General features: G+C 66.9%; 17 protein-coding genes. 2 read left to right on the top strand and 15 right to left on the bottom strand.

Features of this window, described 5'->3' with window-relative positions:
• Positions 1-24: 24 nt before the first annotated feature.
• The 9 genes from BG61_RS07615 to BG61_RS07575 form a co-directional block, all read right to left on the bottom strand.
• Positions 25-342, bottom strand: a complete 318-nt coding sequence (locus BG61_RS07615; RefSeq protein ID WP_035930012.1) for a DUF4148 domain-containing protein — start codon at positions 340-342, stop codon at positions 25-27.
• Positions 343-650: 308 nt separating this feature from the next.
• The gene (gene hutG, locus BG61_RS07610) at positions 651-1,454 is read right to left on the bottom strand and encodes an N-formylglutamate deformylase (protein ID WP_035929658.1); all 804 of its coding nucleotides are present in this window, start codon (positions 1,452-1,454) and stop codon (positions 651-653) included.
• A 36-nt stretch (positions 1,455-1,490) separates the two neighbouring features.
• A complete protein-coding gene (locus BG61_RS07605; RefSeq protein WP_035929656.1) occupies positions 1,491-2,882 on the bottom strand; it encodes a formimidoylglutamate deiminase in 1,392 nt (463 codons plus the stop codon).
• A 29-nt stretch (positions 2,883-2,911) separates the two neighbouring features.
• Positions 2,912-3,502 carry a HutD/Ves family protein gene (locus BG61_RS07600; protein WP_035929653.1) on the bottom strand — a complete coding sequence of 197 codons (591 nt, stop codon included), beginning with the start codon at positions 3,500-3,502 and terminating at the stop codon, positions 2,912-2,914.
• Positions 3,502-4,197 (bottom strand): histidine utilization repressor, encoded by a 696-nt coding sequence (gene hutC / locus BG61_RS07595; RefSeq protein ID WP_035929650.1) that lies wholly within the window; start codon positions 4,195-4,197, stop codon positions 3,502-3,504. Before hutC ends, BG61_RS07600 begins: the two co-directional genes overlap by 1 nt.
• Entirely contained in the window at positions 4,194-5,723 is a 1,530-nt protein-coding gene (gene hutH / locus BG61_RS07590) for a histidine ammonia-lyase (protein WP_035929648.1), read from the bottom strand. The genes hutC and hutH overlap by 4 nt, the downstream gene beginning before the upstream one ends.
• Positions 5,724-6,063: 340 nt before the next feature.
• Entirely contained in the window at positions 6,064-7,131 is a 1,068-nt protein-coding gene (locus BG61_RS07585) for an ABC transporter ATP-binding protein (RefSeq protein WP_035929645.1), read from the bottom strand.
• Complete coding sequence (locus BG61_RS07580; RefSeq protein WP_035929643.1) at positions 7,124-8,890, bottom strand: ABC transporter permease; 1,767 nt, start codon at positions 8,888-8,890, stop codon at positions 7,124-7,126. The genes BG61_RS07585 and BG61_RS07580 overlap by 8 nt, the downstream gene beginning before the upstream one ends.
• Before the next feature lie 77 nt (positions 8,891-8,967).
• Positions 8,968-10,062 (bottom strand): ABC transporter substrate-binding protein, encoded by a 1,095-nt coding sequence (locus BG61_RS07575; protein WP_035929640.1) that lies wholly within the window; start codon positions 10,060-10,062, stop codon positions 8,968-8,970.
• Positions 10,063-10,207: 145 nt separating this feature from the next.
• On the opposite strand from BG61_RS07575, the gene BG61_RS07570 reads away from it, so the two are divergent.
• Positions 10,208-10,894, top strand: a complete 687-nt coding sequence (locus BG61_RS07570) for a response regulator (protein WP_035929638.1) — start codon at positions 10,208-10,210, stop codon at positions 10,892-10,894.
• Positions 10,895-12,292, top strand: coding sequence for a sensor histidine kinase (locus tag BG61_RS07565; protein ID WP_035929636.1), 1,398 nt, complete (start codon positions 10,895-10,897; stop codon positions 12,290-12,292).
• Between the two features lie 10 nt (positions 12,293-12,302).
• On the opposite strand, the gene BG61_RS07560 is transcribed toward BG61_RS07565, so the two are convergent.
• From BG61_RS07560 to gsiD, 6 genes are all read right to left on the bottom strand, one after another.
• A complete protein-coding gene (locus tag BG61_RS07560; RefSeq protein ID WP_051672353.1) occupies positions 12,303-14,576 on the bottom strand; it encodes an AsmA family protein in 2,274 nt (757 codons plus the stop codon).
• 138 nt (positions 14,577-14,714) lie between these two features.
• Positions 14,715-15,095 (bottom strand): fluoride efflux transporter CrcB, encoded by a 381-nt coding sequence (gene crcB / locus BG61_RS07555; protein WP_035929633.1) that lies wholly within the window; start codon positions 15,093-15,095, stop codon positions 14,715-14,717.
• 28 nt (positions 15,096-15,123) lie between these two features.
• Entirely contained in the window at positions 15,124-15,342 is a 219-nt protein-coding gene (locus BG61_RS07550) for a hypothetical protein (protein ID WP_051672352.1), read from the bottom strand.
• 66 nt (positions 15,343-15,408) lie between these two features.
• On the bottom strand, positions 15,409-16,233 hold the full coding sequence (locus tag BG61_RS07545) for a M55 family metallopeptidase (RefSeq protein ID WP_035929631.1): 825 nt from the start codon (positions 16,231-16,233) through the stop codon (positions 15,409-15,411).
• Positions 16,230-17,249, bottom strand: coding sequence for a DmpA family aminopeptidase (locus BG61_RS07540; protein ID WP_035929628.1), 1,020 nt, complete (start codon positions 17,247-17,249; stop codon positions 16,230-16,232). The genes BG61_RS07545 and BG61_RS07540 overlap by 4 nt, the downstream gene beginning before the upstream one ends.
• The gene (gsiD, locus tag BG61_RS07535; protein ID WP_035929625.1) at positions 17,246-18,145 is read right to left on the bottom strand and encodes a glutathione ABC transporter permease GsiD; all 900 of its coding nucleotides are present in this window, start codon (positions 18,143-18,145) and stop codon (positions 17,246-17,248) included. Before gsiD ends, BG61_RS07540 begins: the two co-directional genes overlap by 4 nt.
• Positions 18,146-18,148: the final 3 nt, after the last annotated feature.

Here is an 18,148-nt window from a genome sequence, read left to right as displayed (position 1 = left end):
CTGCTCAGCCTCGCGTCATGCCGATCAGTTGCCGAAGTAGATCGACTTCGGACCGGACATCGGCACCGACGTCGTGCGCACGCCCGCTTGCGCGGTACCGGCCGTCGACGGACCGTAGGCGCTCACGGTGTCGCCCTGCTCGGCGTTTACGCGAGCCTGAGCGGCCTGAATGTTCTTCGGATAGTCGACGCGGTCGGAACTCGGCACGTAGCCAGCCTTCTCGAGTTGCACCAGTTCGGCGCGGACCTGTGCGCGGGTCACGGGGCCGTTGTCTTGCGCGAATGCGAACGTAGGTGCGGCGAGCGCCGAAGCGAGGACGAGTGCGGGAACGAATGCCTTGATCATGATGAACCTCCAGTAGTCTTGTATTGAATTCGAAATCGGCCTGAAACCTTTCATTCAGCTTCCGGGTCGTTTCGCTTGAAGACAGTGTAGGTCGCATGTCTCTCGGGGAAAACCCCGAATTGCGCGAAACATTATTGTTCTCTCGACAATAATTCTGGCGCGCGCTATGTGGCGCTGCAAACAGGACATTCGTGCCAGCGCATGGCCCATGCGCAAGGGAAATTTTCCCGATCGCCGCGTTCACGGGATGTAATTGATCCTGCGAACGCGTGCGAACCTGCTATTTCGGGAAATTGACGCCCGCCTTACGCCGACATGACGCGTTCCAGTGCCGTCGCGACGAGTTCCTCGATCAGGGGCTGAACCTGCGACGCACGCGCCTCGTCGTAAGCAAAAGGCAGGGTTTCCTGCATGTAGGTGACCTGCGTCAGTTCGAGCTGCACCGCATGAACGCCTTCCGATGGCTGCCCATAGCGCCGCGTGATGTAGCCGCCCTTGAAACGCCCGTTCGCAATCGACGTATAGCGCCCATCGCTCGTGACGATCCGGGCAAGCGCCTCGGCGAGTCCCGGCACGGTCGTCGCCCCGTCGGCGGTGCCGAAGTTGAAATCCGGCAGGCGGCCCTCAAAAAATCGCGGCACGGCCGAGCGGATCGAATGCGCCTCCCACAGCAGCACGCGACCGTGCTGCGCGCGCAGAGCGTCGAGTTCGTGCGCGAGCGCGTCGTGGTAAGGCTGCCAGTAAGCCTCGCGGCGCGCCTCGATCTGCGCGCGGCCGGGCTCGCGGCCCGGCTGGTAGAGCGGCTCCTTCTCGAACGTATCGACGGGGCACAGGCCCGTGGTATCGCGGCCGGGATAGAGATTCGCGTCGTCGGGCGGACGGTTCAGGTCGATCACGTAGCGCGCGTACTCGGGCGTCAGCATCGATGCGCCCATGTCCTTCGCGAACGCGTACAGGCGCTCCAGATGCCAGTCGCAATCGTCGACGCGCAGCGCGACCGGCGTCATGTCCGCTGCAAGCGATTCGGGAATGCGCGTGCCCCGGTGCGGAATCGAGATCAAGAGCGGCACGGTGCCACGCGTGAGCGTGAAGATGGGTGAATCGGTCATTTCGTTGTCTCTCGGTTGCGTTGACATCCGTTCACCCTAGCGCAACAGGCCGTCGAGCGCAGTGCGGTACTGCGCGAACGCTTCCTCTTCGTCCACGTGACGGCGCGCCTCGACCACCTGGCGCCCGCCGACGAAGACGTCGCGGATCGGCGTGCCGCCATGCTCGCAGAACACGGCGCTGGACAGCCACGTGTCGCGATCCTGCCCCGCGATGCCCGGATGATCCGGGTCGAGCACGAGCCAGTCCGCGCGGTGTCCCGGCGCGAGCGCGCCGATCGCGCGGCCGCTCGCGCGCGCGCCGCCTTCGAGCGAGGCGTCGAACAGGCGCTCGGCCGGGCGGCTCTGCGTCGGCGATGCGAGCACGTTGCGCTGGCGACGGCACAGGCGCTGGCCGTATTCGAGCAGGCGCAGCTCCGAGCGCCAGTCGACGGCGATGTGGCTGTCCGAACCGAGGCCGATGCGTCCGCCCGCGTCGAGATAGTCGCGCGTCGGAAAGACGCCGTCGCCGAGATTGGCTTCGGTCGTGAGGCAAAGGCCCGCCACCGCGCCGCTTCCCGCGAGCCGCGTGCATTCGTTCGCATCGACGTGGGTCGCGTGCACGAGGCACCAGCGGTCGTCGACGGCAAAGCGCTCGAGCAGCCACTCCACCGGGCGCTGCCGCGTGGCGGCGAGACACGCTTCGACTTCGGCGATCTGTTCCGCGACATGGATATGAACCGGCGCCCGGTCGAACCGTGCGTCGAGCCCTTCCAGCAAGGCCGAAAGCGATTCGCCCGACACCGCCCGCAGCGAATGTGGCGCTACGCCGTAGCGGCGCGCACCGTTCTCGGGCCGCGCGCGGCACAGCGTGTCGAGCAGTTCAAGCAGCACCTCGGGCGTGTTCAGAAAACGCCGCTGGTCTTCGCGCGGCGCGCTCCGGTTGAAGCCGTTGTACTGGTAGAGCACCGGCAGCATCGTGATGCCGATGCCCGCCTGCCCCGCCGCATCGACGACCTGCTGCGCCATCTCCGCGCGGTTCGCATAGGGCGTGCCGTCGCTCGAATGATGCACGTAATGGAATTCGCAGACCGACGTATAGCCCGCCTTCAGCATCTCGATGTAGACCCAGCGCGCAACCGCCGCCAGCGACTCCGGGCCGATCCTCGCGGCGAAGCGGTACATCAGGTCGCGCCAGCTCCAGAACGTGTCGGTCGCGCTCGCGCGATATTCTGTCAGGCCCGCCATCGCGCGCTGAAACGCGTGTGAATGCACGTTCGGCATGCCCGCGATCACGGGGCCGGCTGCGCGCGGCGTGCGCGCGGGCATCGCGCTGTCGGCCGCAACGGAGACGAGCGCGCCGTCGTCGTCCCATTCGAGCAGCACGTTGCGTTTCCAGCCCTCGGGCAAGCGCGCGTGATCGGCGAAGAGCGTGCGGATAGGAGAAGTCATGATGGAAGCTCCTTTTGCACCGTGGGATGTCACGGCTGCCAATCGATGCCGATCAGAAGCCACGCGGTGTCGCGCGTGGCACATGTCACACGGCAGCGACGGGTTCGCGCTGCGTCGAGACGCAATGTGTCGTCGGGTTCCAGCCGCAACCGCGTGTCGGCGTCGATCGTCACGTCGAGCGCACCGCGCGCGCAGAACAGGAACGTGAGCGCGTGGGAAAGCGCCAGGTCCGCGTCGTCGCGATACACGTCGAGCGAATGCGCCACGCCCCGGCGCACCATCACGTTGAAGTCGCGCGTCGGCCCATTATCGAGCGATGCGTGAATCGGCGTCTCGCCCGCGAACGACGCCATCGAAAGCGGCGCGTCGAGGACATGGACGCGCCCGCCCGCTTCGTTCAGGCGCATGCCGGCGCCGTCGAGCAGCACCAGGGTGCGATCGATGCCCGCGAACGTGGAAAAGGCGCCCGGCGCATCGACGTTTGCGATGCTCAGGCGCCATGCGAACGCGTCGAGCGCCGCGTCCGCGGGCCCGGCGGCGATCTCGCGCGTCGCGCCGCCGCCGTTTTTCCAGGCCCTGGGCGCGAGCGACGCGCCGCGAATCAGCGTGGACGTGATCATCAGAAATGGCCGGTGAACTGGTAACGATCCCCCGGATGCCAGAGGTTCGCGAGCGACGCGACCGCATCGCGCGACCACGTGCGCCGATGCAGCAACAGGCATGGCTCGTGGTCCTTCATCGCGAGCGCGTGACGCGTTTCGTCTGAAGGAATCGCGGCCTCGATGCGGTATTCGACGCGCTGCAGCGGCGCCGCGATCATCAGGTACTGGTTCGGCGTGATCCTCGTAAAGTCCTGGCGCGCGTACTCGGGCGCAAGCGCGGGATTCACATAGCGCTCCTCGATCTGCATCGGCTCGTCGTTCTCGAAATGCAGCACGCGCGAGTGAAACACGGGGCTGCCTATCGCGAGCTGCATCTCGTGGGCGAGCGTGTCGTCGACGATCGACGCGCCCAGGTGCAGCACATGCGCGCGGTGCGTATGCCCGCGCGCGACGATCTCGTCCGAAATGCTGCGGATCTCGACGAGCGTCGACGCGTATTTCGGCTGCGCGACGAACGTGCCCGCACCCTGCACGCGCGTGAGGATCTGCTCGGAAGTCAGCTCGCGCAGCGCGCGATTGACCGTCATGCGCGCGACCTTGAACTCTCGCGCGAGTTCGTTCTCGGAGGGCACCTGATCGCCCTCCTTCCACTCGCCTACATGGATGCGCGTCAGGATGTAGTCCTTGATCTCCTGATAGGCGGGTGTGTTCATACCGGCTGTTCCGACTCGAATTCGAACGGGCTGTGCTTCGCGATCTCGCCGCCCTGCACCTGCGTCGCGATCGCCGCGATGTCGGGTGCGAAATAGTGGTCCAGGTCGTAATGCGCAACCTGTGCGCGCAGCGTCTTCATCACTTCGATCAGGCGCGGGCTCGTTTCGTGAGGCGCGCGCAGGTCCACGCCCTGCGCCGCGGCGAGCAGTTCGATCGCGAGAATGTTGGCCGTGTTGCTCGCGATGTCGCCGAGCTTGCGCGCGGCGAACGTCGCCATGGAAACGTGGTCTTCCTGGTTCGCCGAGGTCGGCAGCGAATCGACCGAAGCCGGGTGCGCGAGCGTCTTGTTTTCGGAGGCGAGCGCCGCCGCCGTCACGTGCGCGATCATGAAGCCCGAGTTGACGCCACCGTCGCGAACGAGAAACGGCGGCAGCCCGGAGAGCGTGGCGTCGATCAGAAGGGCGATGCGGCGCTCCGCGAGCGCGCCGATTTCGGCGGCGGCGAGCGCGAGATTGTCCGCCGCGAACGCCACCGGTTCCGCGTGGAAATTGCCGCCCGACAGCACTTCGCCGGTGTCGGGAAAGATCAGCGGATTGTCGGACACCGCGTTCGATTCGATCAGCAGCACCTGCGCCGCGTGATGCATCTGGTCGAGGCACGCGCCCATCACCTGCGGCTGGCAGCGCAGGCTGTACGGGTCCTGCACCTTGTCGCAGTCCGCGTGCGAGAGGTTGATGCCCGAGCCTTCCAGGAGCGTGCGGTACGCGGCCGCCGCCTCCGTCTGCCCGCGATGGCCGCGCAGTTCATGGATGCGCGCATCGAACGGAACGACGGAGCCCGCCGCCGCATCGACCGACAGCGCGCCCGCCACGAGCCCGGTGCGGAACAGGTCCTCGATGGCGAACATGTTGTAGAGCGCGAGCGCCGTGGAAGCCTGCGTGCCGTTCAGGAGCGCGAGACCCTCCTTCGCCTGCAGCGTCATCGGCTTGAGGCCGGCGACGGCGAGGCCGTCGACCGCGCTTGCCCGCTCGCCGCGAATCGTCACATCGCCGATGCCGAGCAGCGCCGTCGACATGTGCGCGAGCGGCGCGAGATCGCCCGAGGCGCCGACCGAGCCCTTCACCGGGATCACCGGCAGGACGTCCGCGTTGAACAGCGTGACGAGGGCGTCGATGACTTCGCGGCGGATGCCCGAATGACCGCGCCCCAGGCTCGACAGCTTGAGCGCCATCAGGAGCCGCACGACCGGCCGGGACATCGGCTCACCGACGCCGACCGCATGCGACAGCACGAGATTGCGCTGCAGCAGTTCGAGCTGGTCGGCGGGGATATGCGTGCTCGCCAGGCGGCCGAAGCCGGTATTGATGCCGTAGGCCGGCTCGCCCTTCGCGGTGATATCGGCGACGGCTTTCGCGCTCGCGTCGATGGCGGCGAAGCTCGCGGGGTCGAGTTCCAGCGAATCGGAACCGCGTGCGATGCGGCGAAGTTGCGGCAGCGTCAGTTTTCCGGGGGTCAGCTTGATCATGGCTCATCCTGTCTATACAAGTTAGAGCCAAGTCTAAACGCCCGCCATCCCGGAAACAAGAGGGGACTAGGGAATCTACTGACGCCGACGGTATCCGCGCCTTCAGGTTGTCTATACAGATTCGGGGCCTCGACGCGTCGCCGGACCCGCTCGGAACCTGTGCTGAATCCCCGCTGTCACGCCCCGCCGGCGTATCGGCGGCGCCATGGGAAAGACCGAACGCATGGGCGCCCCGCGCTTGCAGCACCGTGCGCCTGGACACCAGGCTGCGGCCGCTGAACCGGCCGCCCACGAACGGTTCGGCGCGTGGGACTTCGGGGCTCCGTGTGCGGCGGGTCTGCTAGCTGGCCTGCGCGAACGCCCAGCAGTCGTTGGCGGGAAACTCGACCCAGTGATTGCCCGGATCGCGGGGCACATGGCCGAATGCGCGAAAGCGCAGATCGCCGCAATGGAACAGGTACTCCCAGCGGTCGCCGAGGTACATCGACGTGACGAGACTCGCCTGCAGGCGGTTGGCACCGGGGCCGTCGGCCACCTGAACGCGCTCGAGGCGAATCACCGCCTGCGCATCCTGGCCCGGCCGCAATGCTTCGCGCGCGCGCGCTTCGAGCCGGAAGCCGCCGCCTTCGAGCATCACGCGCTCGCCGTCGACCTGCGCGACCTTCGCGTCGATGCGGTTGTTGCTGCCCATGAACTCCGCCGTGTAGAGCGAGCGCGGCGCGCCGTAAAGCTCGGCGGGCGTGCCTTCCTGTTCGATGCGGCCGTTGCGCAGCAGCAGGATGCGGTCGGACATCGCCATCGCCTCGGTCTGGTCGTGCGTCACGCACAGCGCCGACAGCCCGAGCGACACGATCAGCTCGCGCAGCCACGCGCGCGCTTCCTCGCGCAGCTTGGCGTCCAGGTTCGAGAGCGGCTCGTCGAGCAGGATCACGGGCGGGTTGTAGACGAGCGCGCGCGCGATCGCCACGCGCTGCTGCTGGCCGCCGGAAAGCTGATACGGAAAGCGCCCCGCAAGATGGCCGAGGCCGAGCTGGTCGAGCGCGCTCTGCACGCGCCGCTTCTGCTCGGCGCCCGACACCTTGCGCAGCTTCAGGCCGTAACCGACGTTATCCGCCACCGTGCGATGCGGCCACAACGCATACGACTGGAACACGAGCCCGAGCGAGCGCTGCTCGACGGGGCAGTCGATGCCGGACGCGCCGTCGAAGAACACCTGCTTGTCGAGGCTGATGCGGCCATCGGAAGGCTGCTCCAGGCCCGCGACCGCGCGCAGCAGCGTGGTCTTGCCGCTGCCCGACGCGCCGAGCAGGCACACCACCTCGCCCGCGTTCAGCTCGAACGACACGCCCTTCAGAATCGGATTGGTGCCGTAGCTCAGGAACAGATTGTCGACGATGAGCTTATCCATGAAGTTTCACTCCGAAGCGCAATGCCACGGCGAGTCCTGCGCCGACCATCGCGATGTTGATGACTGAAAGCGCCGCGACCTGATCGACCGCGCCCGTCGCCCACAGCGAGACGAGCAGCGCGCCGATCACCTCGGTGCCGGGGGAAAGCAGGTAGACCGCCGTCGAATATTCGCGCTCGAAGATCATGAAGATCAGCAGCCACGCGGCGAGCAGGCCGAAGCGCACGAGCGGAAGCGTCACGTCGAGGCTCACGCGGGCGCGCGTGCCGCCCACGCTGCGACCCGCCTCCTCCAGTTCCGGCCCGACCTGCAGCAGCGCGCTCTGGATCAGGCGCATGCCGTAGGCAAGCCACACGACCGTGTACGCGATCCAGATGCTCCACATCGAGTTCTTGAGTTCCTTGATGCCGGGAACGAACAGGAAGATCCAGAGAAAAGCGAGACCCGCGAGCAGGCCGGGCACGGCACGCGGCAGCAGCACCAGATAGTCGAGCAGCTTCGTCGCCCAGTCGTTGCGGCGGTGCCCCGCGAACGCGACGAGCGAATAGAAGCCCACCGCAAGCGCCCCGCCGATCACGCCGATGCCGAGCGTATTGAAGATCGCGCGCACGAGGTTGTCCTGCTCGAAAAGCTCGACGAAATTGGCGACCGTCAACGCTTCGGAGAGCGCGACGCCCTCGCCCCAGTTCGACACGAACGCGCGCAGCACGATGCCCGAGAGCGGCACGAAGACCGTCAGGAAGAGCCACAGCGCGACGATCGCGAGCGCGACCCAGCGCCACGCGCCGAGCGGCAGCACCGTCTGGCGCCCGGCCTTGCCCTTCACGGTGACGAACTTGCTCGCGCTTCTCAGCAGGCGCCGCTGCAGCAGCACGAGCGGGAACGTGATCGCGATGATGCACACCGCGACTGCCGCCATCAGGTGATACGAGGGCACGCCGAGCTTGTTGGTGAGCTTGTACAGGTACGTGGCGAGCACGAGGTGGCCTTCCGGGTCGCCGAGCACGAGGGGCAGGCCGAACACCTCGAAGCCGAGGAAGAACACCAGCACGCCCGCGAACAGCAGCGCGGGCATGGTCATCGGCAGGCTCACGTCGAGGGCGACGCGAAACGGCCGCGCACCGGCGACGCGCGCCGCTTCCTCGACATCGGAGCCGAGATTGCGCAGCGCCGCCGACGAATACAGGTACACGTGCGGCACATGCGTGAGGCCGACGATGATCGTGATCGCGAGGATGGAATAGATCGACCACGGCGCGCTCTCGGCGCCGGTAAGCGCCTTGAACCACACCGAATAGAAGCCGACCGGACCGGCCGCCACGACATAGCCGAACGCGAGGACCATCGGCGAAACGAACACCGGCGTGAGCAGCAGCGGTTCCAGCCAGCGGCGGCCCGGCAGATCGGTGCGCACCATCAGGAACGCGAGGATGCCGCCGAGCGGGATCGAGATGAACAGCATCCCGCCCGCGATGATGAACGAGTTCTTCACCGCCGACCAGAAGTCGGGGTCCTCGAAGATAAAGCGAAAGCCCGCGATGCCGAGCGTCTTGTTGGCATCGAAGAAAGGCGCGTTCAGCAGGCTCTGGAAGACGATGAACGAGAGCGGCAGCAGCACCGCGACGGTCAGCACCGCGATCACGATCCAGCGGAACATGGCGGCGAGCCCGCGCCAGCCGCCTTCGGGCAGCTTCGGCACCTTGCCCTCACCGTTCGCCGACAGGACCGCGCGCGGGTCGTTTGTGCTTGAACTCAGCATGAGTGTCCCCCTGCGCCTTGCCGGCGCATCGAGTGAATGAACGGAGGACCCGCGTCAATGCGCGGGCTTCGTGAAGATCAGCGCTTGATGGCCTGCTGCCACTGCTTGAGGAATTCGAGGCGCTTCGACTGGTCGAGATAGACGAGCAGGCCCGTGCCGATCGGAATCGGCTTGAGCGAGTCGCCGAGCTGCTTCGTAAGACCCGCCATCGACGTTTCGCCTTCGACGTCCGCGCGGATCGAGAACAGGTCGGCCTGGTTCGCGAGCAGCGTCTGGCCGCGTTTGGATAGCAGATAATCCACCCACAGCTTCGCCGCGTTCGGGTTCTTCGCCTTCTTCGAGATCGTCACGAGGCGGCTCACCACCAGCGTGTAATCCTTCGGATAGACGTAACCGATCGACGGGTCCTTCTTCGCCTTCGCGAACGCATACGAGCCGAGGATGTTGTAGCCGATCAGGTTCTCGCCCGACGAAATGCGCTCCATCATCGCGCCCGTGCTCGACTGCAGCTTCGGGTTCGTCGCGCCGATCGCGCCCACCAGTTGCCACGTGACTTGCGGATTCACGCGCGCATCCTGCGTCAGGTAGTTGAAGCCCACGCCCGATTTCTCGATGTCGTAGGTCGTGACCTTGCCCTTGAACTTCGCGGCCTGCGTCTGCAGCAGCTTGATGAGGTCGGCGCGCGTCTGCGGCACGTCACCGGCGGGAATGAGGCGCTTGTTGTAGACGATCGCAAGCGGCTCGTAGGTCGTGCCGTAGGCCTGCTTCTGGTACTGCGCCCATTGCGGCAGATGCGCCGATTCCGGCGATTCGTAGTTCGCCATCAGGCCGTCGTTGACGAGCTTGACCTGCAGGTCCATCGCCGAGCTCCACAGCACGTCGGCGCTCGTGCTGCTTGCCGCGTTCTCGCTGATGAACCGGTTATAGAGCTCGGTGCTATTCATGTCGTTGTACTCGACCTTCACGCCGTAGAGCGACTCGAAGTCCTTGATGAGCGGCCGCACGAGCGCCGTATCCGTGACCGAATAGACGAGCACCTTGCCTTCCTTCTTCGCTGCGTCGATGACGGCCTGATACCCCCCGGGATAACCCGCAGGCACCTGCGCGAACGCGGCATGCGCAGAAAGCAGGACGGCACCGGCGAGACCCAGGCGCAGCTTCAAATTCTTCATGTCTTCCTCCAGAATTCGCTTGTAATGTTTATCGTGTCGAGTGGGCGCATGTTAAGGCGCGAGCACTTTCAGCCCGCTTTCATTCCCGGCCGTAATTCGGCCACAATAGGCCATTTGCCCTCATGGATTTCCCTAAGTCACCGTCATGCGCGTCCTGCTAGTCGAAGACAATCCCACCCTCGCAAACTCACTGACGGACGCGCTCACGCACGCCCGCTTCGCCGTCGACTGCATGCATGACGGCGAGGCCGCCGACCACGTGCTGCGCACCCAGGACTACGCGCTCGTGATCCTCGATCTGGGCCTGCCGAAGCTCGACGGCCTCGAAGTGCTGAGGCGCCTGCGGCAGCGCCGCAACCCGGTGCCCGTGCTGATCCTGACCGCGCACGGATCGGTGGAGGACCGCGTGAAGGGCCTCGACCTCGGCGCCGACGACTACCTCGCGAAACCATTCGAGCTGACCGAACTCGAAGCCCGCGCCCGCGCGCTGATTCGCCGCAGCCACGGCCATGAGGGCACGCGCATGGAATGCGGGCCGCTCGCGTACGACAGCGTCGATCGCAGCTTTCGCCTCGATGGCGAGCCGCTCGCGCTGACGCCGCGCGAGCGCGCGGTGCTCGAAGTGCTGATCCTGCGCAACGGCCGCGCGATCAACAAGGAGACGCTGTCGGAGAAGATTTTCGGCATCGACGAATCCGTGAATCCGGATGCAATCGAAATCTATGTGCACCGGCTGAGAAAGAAGCTGGAAAAGAGCACGGCCGCCATCGTCACGCTGCGCGGCCTCGGCTACCTGCTCGAAGCGAAGACGCCGCCCGCGTCGCAAGCGTAAATGCCCAAGCCGAACCTGCGGCGGCAGGTCTCGCTATGGCTCCTCCTGCCCCTCGTCGGCCTGCTCGCGCTCGATTCGTGGCTGACCTACCATCGCGCGATGAGCGCGGCGCATGTCGCGTTCGACCGCTCGCTCGCGTTCTCGCTGAAATCGATTCGTGAAGGCACGAGCCTGCACAACGGCCAGATCGAAGTCGATCTGCCATATCTCGCGCTCGAGATGTTCGAGTCGGATGTCGGCGGGCGCATCTACTACCTGATCCGCGAAGAGAACGGCCGCGCGGTCACGGGCTACGCGGACCTGCCCCCGCCGCCCGGGCACGCGGTGCCCGCGCCCTACGAAACGCGTTTCTACGACGCGACCTTTCGCGGACAGGAGTTGCGCATGGGTATGCTGAGACTGCCGGTTCACGACGTGCCGAGCGCGCAGACGCGCGTCGCATGGATCATGGTCGGTGAGACGATCGAGCCGCGCCAGGCGCTCGCGCGCGAGATCCTGACCGGCTCGCTGCTGCAGGAGGGCCTCCTGATCGTGCTGGCGCTCGCCATCGTGTGGCTCGGCGTGGGGCGCGGGCTGCGCCCGCTCAACCGGCTCTCGGCGAAAGTCGCGGCCCGCGCCGACGACGACCCCGCGCCGCTCGACAAGGCCGGCCTGCCGAGCGAGGTCGAGCCGCTCGTCGAATCGATCAATCAGTACATCGCGCGGCTGCGAAGCATGCAGGAGTCGCGGCGGCGCTTCTTCACCGACGCCGCGCATCAGCTGAAGACGCCGCTTGCCGTGATACAGGCGGAGTCGGAGCTCGCGCTGCGCGAGACGCGCGACGAGCGCGCGAGCCTGCATCTGAAGCGCCTGCACGGCGCGGTGCGGCAGGCGGGCAAGAGCGTGCAGCAACTGCTGTCGCTCGCGCGGCTCGATGCGGACAGCGGGCATGTCGTGAAACTGGAAACACTCGCGCTCGAAAAAATCGCGCGCAGCGTGACGCTCGACTGGTCGCCGGTCGCGCGCTCACGCGGCATCGATCTCGGCTTCGAGGAGGAGGCGCGCGTGCACGTGCGCGGGCAGCGCGAGCTGCTTGCCGAGCTGTGCGGCAACCTCATCGACAACGCGATCCGCTATGCGGGCGACGGATCAATGATCACGGTGCGCGTGGCAACGCCTCCGGAAGGCGCGCTGCTGCAGGTGATCGACAACGGCCCGGGCATCGCGCCGCAGGAGCGCGAGGCAGTGTTCGAGCGCTTCTATCGCAGCTCGGCGACGCAGAACGTCGAGGGCAGCGGGCTCGGGCTCGCGATCGTGCGCGAGATCGCGCGGCTGCATCATGCACGCGTCTCGCTCGACGATGCGCCCGGCGGCGGGCTGATCGTCAGCGTGCTGTTCGCTCAATCAGCCGCGCAGTGAAGGCACCGCGTCACGGCTGCATCCGCTCGGCGCCCTGCAACGGCGCGGGTGCGGGCGCAGCTATCGCGCCGCTCGCCGACGCCTTCACGGGCTGGACGGCCGCCTTCGGCTTGCGGTTCAGCAACTCGTCGCACGACATGGACTGCCCCGAGCTCGGCTGCATGAACGGAATCAGCGCCGCGAACGGATTGATGAGCCCGAGCGCGACGGCGGCCCCGCCGCGCAGCACCATCGGCATGACCTCGACGCCCGCATCCGGGAACTTGAACGTGCCCTTGACGTAAAGCGGCGAGCGCAGCGAGAAAAGGCGCACGCCCTTCGTGTGCGGACGGACCTTCAGGTCGAGCCGCTCGCTGCGAAGATCGACCGTGCCGCCGACGTCGATGAAAGCGTCGTCGGTATCGAGGGCGAACACCTTCGGCGTCAGCGTGCCGTTGGTCGCAATCAGATCGGCCGCGCCGCAGTTGATCTTCACGTCGCGATTGCCGTACATCTTCTCGATCACGACGTTCGCCACATTCAGCCCGGCCGCTTCCATCAGGAAGCGGCTGAGCGTGCCGTCCGTCACGACGGCCTTCACCTCGCCGCTGGAAGTCGCGGCAAGCGCGGCCGGCGAGTTGCCGGTGGCGGCAAGCGACGCGTCGCCGTTCACCTCTCCGAGCGCCGACTGCATGGTCTTCACGTCCGGGAACAGCTGCTTGAGCTTCAGGTGCCGCGCCGACACCGTGAAACGGCCCTTTAGCGGCTGACGGCTGCCGTCGAGATGAATCGTCGATGCGAACGTGCCGCCCGCCACGCCGAACTTGAGCGGTTCGAGCGAGAGCACGCCGTCGTTCATCACCACGTGCGTGTACAGGTCGCTGATCGGCAGGTCCTTGTCCTTCACGATGCGGCGGCCGGTGAACTTCACATCGGCATCGATGGAACGCCAGCGGTCGGTCTTGAACTCGTCGACGGGCAGCACGCGCTCCGGCGGCTGTTTGCTCACTTCGCCGCGCTTCGCCTGGCTCGCCTTCGAATCGGCGCCGACGATCGGCGCGAGATCGGAAAACTGCAGCAGATTCGACACGAGATCACCCGAGAGCCGCGGTCGGGCACGGCCGCCCGCCCGCGCGCCTTCGTAGACGAGCGTGCCGTTCAGGTCGCTCTGACCTACACGTCCCGTGAAGCGCTCGTACCTGAAGACCTGCTGGCGCATCTGGCCGACGAGGCGGCCCGCCGTCGCGTACGGCGGCGTCTCGGGCAGCGTCACGCCCGTCACCGCGTACAGATGGTCCATGCTCACGCCCTGCAGCCACAGCCGGACATCGAGCGCGGCGAGATGCGCGGGGTCCGTGAGCGTGCCGACCACCGCGATGCGCGTGTCGCCGATCTTCACATCGGCCTGCACGGGAAACGGCTGCGTCGCGTCCTGCAAGGCGAGCACGCCGCCGAGCTTGCCGCGGCCCGAAATCGCCGTGCGCCTGTACTTGCCCTCGACGCTCCAGCCGATCGCGTAGGCCGGACCGCTCTTCGCGCCTGCCGCTGCGGGCGACGAAGCCGGCGACGAAGCTGGCGAGGACACAGCGGCCGCAGCCGAAGCCGCGGCGGCTCCGGACGCCGCATCGACCTGCTTCGCGAGCTTGTTCGCCGCGCCCTTGCCGACCACCTTCGCCGACGCCTGCATCGACGCCTCTTCCTGCTGCTTCATGACTTCGCCGATCGGAATCGGCTGGCCGAGCGTATCGATGCTGACTTTCGCGCGCGCGTCGTTCTGCTCATCGCGCAAGGACACGGTGCCCTTGTCGAACGCGATCCGGTCGAGCTTCAGCTTCCACTCCGAAGGCTCCTTCGATTCGGGCAGCGCGAAGGTCCAGTTGTTGCGGCCGTCGCGCATGCGTTCGAGATCGACGGCGGGATTGGCGAGATGGATGGCGGGGATGACGATGTCGTGCGCGAGGAGCGGCAGCACCGCGACCTCGAAGTCGATGCGCTCGAGCGTCGCGAAGTGCGGGTCCTTCGCCCACGCCGGGTTGCCGACCGTGATGCGCGTCGCGGTGAGGCGCGGCCATGGAATCCAGGTGCGCCAGCCGGTCTCTTCGGCCAGCGGCCGGCGCCAGCCGAGCGTGAGATCGCCCTCGATCGCGAACGGCCGGCCGATCGCCGCGCTCACCTTCTCGCCGATCAGCGGCCGCGCGCGGTTCCAGTCGAAGTTGACGAAATAGACCGTCGCCGCCGCGACGATTGCGATGAAGAGCGCGAGGATGATGCCGGCGCCCTTCAGGAAAAGCCTGGTCAGTTTCATTTGCGATGCCGTACTGCGCGCGCCGCGCGCGCGGAGCAGCAATCTACCAGAGCAGGCGCGCCGAAACGTCGAGAAAATGTAAGCGCGCGCCGCGAGGCGTAACAGAACGTGACCGCGGCTCGTTCGTCAGGGTGAACGTCAGCGCGTGGCGAGCGAGACCGTCGCGATGCCGAGAATGGTCATGACGATCGAAGCCGACACGTGAATCGCGATCTCGCCCGCGGCCCAGCCGAGACGCCCTTCCTGAAGGTGCGACACCACTTCCGCCGAGAAGCTGGAGAACGTGGACAGGCCGCCCATCAGCCCGGTGATCACGAAGAGCCGCCATTCGATCGGCACGTCCGGCATGCGCGCGAACCACGCGACGGCGACGCCGATCACATAGCCCGCGATCACGTTGGACGCGAGCGTGCCGAGCGGCAGATTCGGAAAGAGGGCATTGAGGCGCAGCCCGAGCACCCAGCGAAGCAGGGAGCCGAGCGCGCCGCCGAGACCGACGGCGATGATCGACAGATACATGTACGAGGTTGAGAGTGAAATGAAAAGACTAGGCGTCGCGCGCGAGGTGCTCGATGAGCCGCTCCCTGCTCGCTTCGACGATGTCGTGCCCCGCGTGCCAGAGATGAGCCATCCACGTGCCGTCGTGGCGCGCTTCCCACCAGCCGGCCTCGTGGCAGTCGATGAAGAGCGAACCGCGCATCACCAGGTCGGGGTCGGCAGGGTCGAGCGCGGTGTCGTCGTTATGCTCGAGCTTCACCTTGTGCATGACAATCGCCTTTCATCCGTCGTCGATCCCGCCCCACAATCTCAATAATAGACGACGCGCGCGCTTTCAGCGCAACATGAACGACATCGCCGATAGGCAATTGAGCGTGCGCACCGCATGTTCGACCGACGGCGCGCTGAACGAAAGCGTGACGCCGTCGATGCGTTCGAGCGCAGGCATCTGGCAGAAGAGATCGGCCAGCGCCGTCGTCTGCACGCGCAGCTCGCAGCGCGCGGGGCGCGCCTGCGCGGCGCGCGGCCGCACCGCAGCCGCGGCGCTTTCTACCGCCTCCTGTGCCGCGCGGCGGATCATCTCGCAGGCGCGCGCAGGCGCGCGGGTGACGCCGCTCGAATAGCCGTGCGCGGTCTTCACCGTCACGAAGCGCGCCTCGGGAAACGCGGGGCGCGTTTCCTCCGCGAACACGTCGTCGCCGGTAAGAAGCGCCACGCGCGCGCCGCGCTCGGCCGCGAGCGCTCCGTACAGCCCGGCCTCGCCCACTTCCTCGCCGTTCAGCACGACCCGCGCGAACGCGAAGCTGTTGATCGTATGCGCGAGGATGCCGCGGCTCTGCGCCCGCGCGTGATAGCCGACCATGAACACGAGCTCGGGCGAGTCTTCGAGACCCGCCATCATGCCGAGCGTGCGCGGCTTGCCGAGCACCATGCACGCCCGCGCGTCGATCAGGTCGGGCAGCAGGTTGCGAAAGCCGCCGTGCGAGTCGTTGACCCACACCTCGTCGGCGCCGCCCGCGAACGCGCCCTCGATGGCCGCGTTCGCCTCCAGTGTCATCCAGCGCCGCGCCTGTTCGTATTCGCCGTTGCCCGCGCGCGTCTGCTCCGGATGGAACACGCCCGCCACCCCTTCGATATCCGCTGAAATCAGTACTTTCATGGCTTGCCGGCCTGCATGTCGTTGAGCGAAAGCCGCCGGCGGCCGTCGCGGCCCGTCACGGAAACGGCGCTGTAGAGCGCATCGATGATCGCCTGCTCGACGCTGTCCGCGGCGGCGAGAAAGAGCGGGTCGAGGCGCGTGTCGGAGAGTAGCGGCGGCACGTCGACGAAATCGGCGTCATGCGGCACCGTGTAGGCGGTCGTGAACGCGAGCGCGATGTCGCCGCTGCCGTGGCCGTACACCGACCCGGTGCGCGCAAGCCCGGCGGCCGCGCGCATCGAGAGGCGGCGCAACTGGCGCGAGTCGAGCGGCGCGTCGGTCGCGACGATCATGATGATCGAGCCCTGCTCGGGCTTCGCTTTATCCGATACGGCGAGCGCCTGGCCGATCCGCGCGCCCGCCACGGTCAGCATCGGCAGGCGGCCGAAGTTCGCGAGCACGAGCGCGCCTGCGGAAAACGATCGTCCGCCCAGTTGCGCCACGCGCGACGCCGAGCCGATCCCGCCCTTCAGTTCGAAGCACGACATGCCGCGCCCCGCGCCAACCGAACCTCGTTCGAATCCGGTAGCGCACGCCGCGAGCGCGCGGCGGTAGTGCGCCTCTTCGATGGCGAGCGCCTGGATGTCGTTGAGATAGCCGTCGTTGCATTCGAAGACGAGCGGGTTCACGGTGGGCCAGTCGCGTCCGATCTGCGGATTCGCCTCGATCGCCGCCCTCGCCTGCGCGTTCGCCACCGTGCCAACGCCGAACGTATTGGTCAGCGCGATCGGCGTTTCGAGCACGCCGAGCTCCTCCACCTGCACGAGGCCGATGCTCTTGCCGAAGCCGTTGATCACGCTCGCCGCAGCAGGCACCTTGTTCCGGTACGCGTCGCCGCCATGCGGACGCACGACGGTCACGCCCGTCTGCACCGGGCCTGCGTCGAGCGTGCAGTGCCCGACCGTGACGCCCGCCACGTCGGCGATCGTCTGAAGCGGCCCCGCCCGGAGCGAGCCGACGAACGGCGCACCGGTCATGGGCGGTCCAGCTTCGGATCGAGCGCGTCGCGCAGGCCGTCGCCGAGCAGGTTGAACGCAAGCACCGTAAAAAAGATCGCGAGGCTCGGGAACACGGCGATGTGCGGCGCCGCAGCCATGTCGGCGCGCGCCTCGTTGAGCATCGCGCCCCACTCGGGTGTCGGCGGCTGCGCGCCGAGACCGAGGAACGACAGGCTCGCGGCGGTGATGATCGACGTGCCGATGCGCATCGTGAAGTACACCACCACTGACGAAATCGTGCCCGGCAGGATGTGCCGCACGATGATCGTCCAGTCCGATGCGCCGATGCTGCGCGCCGCCTCGATATAGGTCAAATGCTTGAGCGACAGCGTGTTGCCGCGCACGAGCCGCGCGAACGCGGGGATGCTGAAGATCGCGACCGCGCACACCACGTTGACCATGCCGTTGCCGAGAATCGCGACCACCCCGATCGCGAGCAGGATGCCGGGGAAAGCGAACAGCACGTCGGCGACGCGCATGACGATGCGGTCCCACCAGCCTTCGTAATAGCCCGCGAGCAGGCCGAAGAACGTGCCGATCACCGCGCCGATCACGACCGACACGAGCCCCGCCGTCAGCGAGATGCGGCTGCCCACGAGGATGCGGCTCAGGATGTCGCGGCCAAGCGAATCGACGCCGAACCAGTGCGCGGCAGACGGCCCCGCGTTCAGCGCGTCGTAGTCGAAATAGTTCTCGGGATCGTAGGGCACGATGTACGGCGCGATCACCGCGATCACGATGAGCAGCAGCACGAAGACGCCCGCGGCGAGCGCCACCGGCTGCTTTTTAAACTTGCGCCAGAACTCGCTCCACGGCGTGCGGATTTCGTGCCCCTCGGACACGGCCGCCTTCGCGGTGTTGGCTGTCACGCTCATGCG

Source organism: Caballeronia glathei (assembly GCF_000698595.1).
Taxonomy (GTDB): Bacteria; Pseudomonadota; Gammaproteobacteria; order Burkholderiales; family Burkholderiaceae; genus Caballeronia; species Caballeronia glathei.
The sequence above is the reverse complement of the archived record's forward strand: the minus strand, read 5'-3'. Positions and strand labels throughout refer to the sequence as shown.

Bases quoted from the DNA above. Each gene is read 5' to 3' on its own strand.
- hutG (WP_035929658.1), bottom strand. From the start codon at position 1,454: ATGACCGATTCACCCATCTTCACGCTCACGCGTGGCACCGTGCCGCTC.
- BG61_RS07605 (WP_035929656.1), bottom strand. From the start codon at position 2,882: ATGACTTCTCCTATCCGCACGCTCTTCGCCGATCACGCGCGCTTGCCC.
- BG61_RS07600 (WP_035929653.1), bottom strand. From the start codon at position 3,502: ATGATCACGTCCACGCTGATTCGCGGCGCGTCGCTCGCGCCCAGGGCC.
- hutC (WP_035929650.1), bottom strand. From the start codon at position 4,197: ATGAACACACCCGCCTATCAGGAGATCAAGGACTACATCCTGACGCGC.
- hutH (WP_035929648.1), bottom strand. From the start codon at position 5,723: ATGATCAAGCTGACCCCCGGAAAACTGACGCTGCCGCAACTTCGCCGC.
- BG61_RS07585 (WP_035929645.1), bottom strand. From the start codon at position 7,131: ATGGATAAGCTCATCGTCGACAATCTGTTCCTGAGCTACGGCACCAAT.
- BG61_RS07580 (WP_035929643.1), bottom strand. From the start codon at position 8,890: ATGCTGAGTTCAAGCACAAACGACCCGCGCGCGGTCCTGTCGGCGAAC.
- BG61_RS07575 (WP_035929640.1), bottom strand. From the start codon at position 10,062: ATGAAGAATTTGAAGCTGCGCCTGGGTCTCGCCGGTGCCGTCCTGCTT.
- BG61_RS07570 (WP_035929638.1), top strand. From the start codon at position 10,208: ATGCGCGTCCTGCTAGTCGAAGACAATCCCACCCTCGCAAACTCACTG.
- BG61_RS07565 (WP_035929636.1), top strand. From the start codon at position 10,895: ATGCCCAAGCCGAACCTGCGGCGGCAGGTCTCGCTATGGCTCCTCCTG.
- BG61_RS07560 (WP_051672353.1), bottom strand. From the start codon at position 14,576: ATGAAACTGACCAGGCTTTTCCTGAAGGGCGCCGGCATCATCCTCGCG.
- crcB (WP_035929633.1), bottom strand. From the start codon at position 15,095: ATGTATCTGTCGATCATCGCCGTCGGTCTCGGCGGCGCGCTCGGCTCC.
- BG61_RS07550 (WP_051672352.1), bottom strand. From the start codon at position 15,342: ATGCACAAGGTGAAGCTCGAGCATAACGACGACACCGCGCTCGACCCT.
- BG61_RS07545 (WP_035929631.1), bottom strand. From the start codon at position 16,233: ATGAAAGTACTGATTTCAGCGGATATCGAAGGGGTGGCGGGCGTGTTC.
- BG61_RS07540 (WP_035929628.1), bottom strand. From the start codon at position 17,249: ATGACCGGTGCGCCGTTCGTCGGCTCGCTCCGGGCGGGGCCGCTTCAG.
- gsiD (WP_035929625.1), bottom strand. From the start codon at position 18,145: ATGAGCGTGACAGCCAACACCGCGAAGGCGGCCGTGTCCGAGGGGCAC.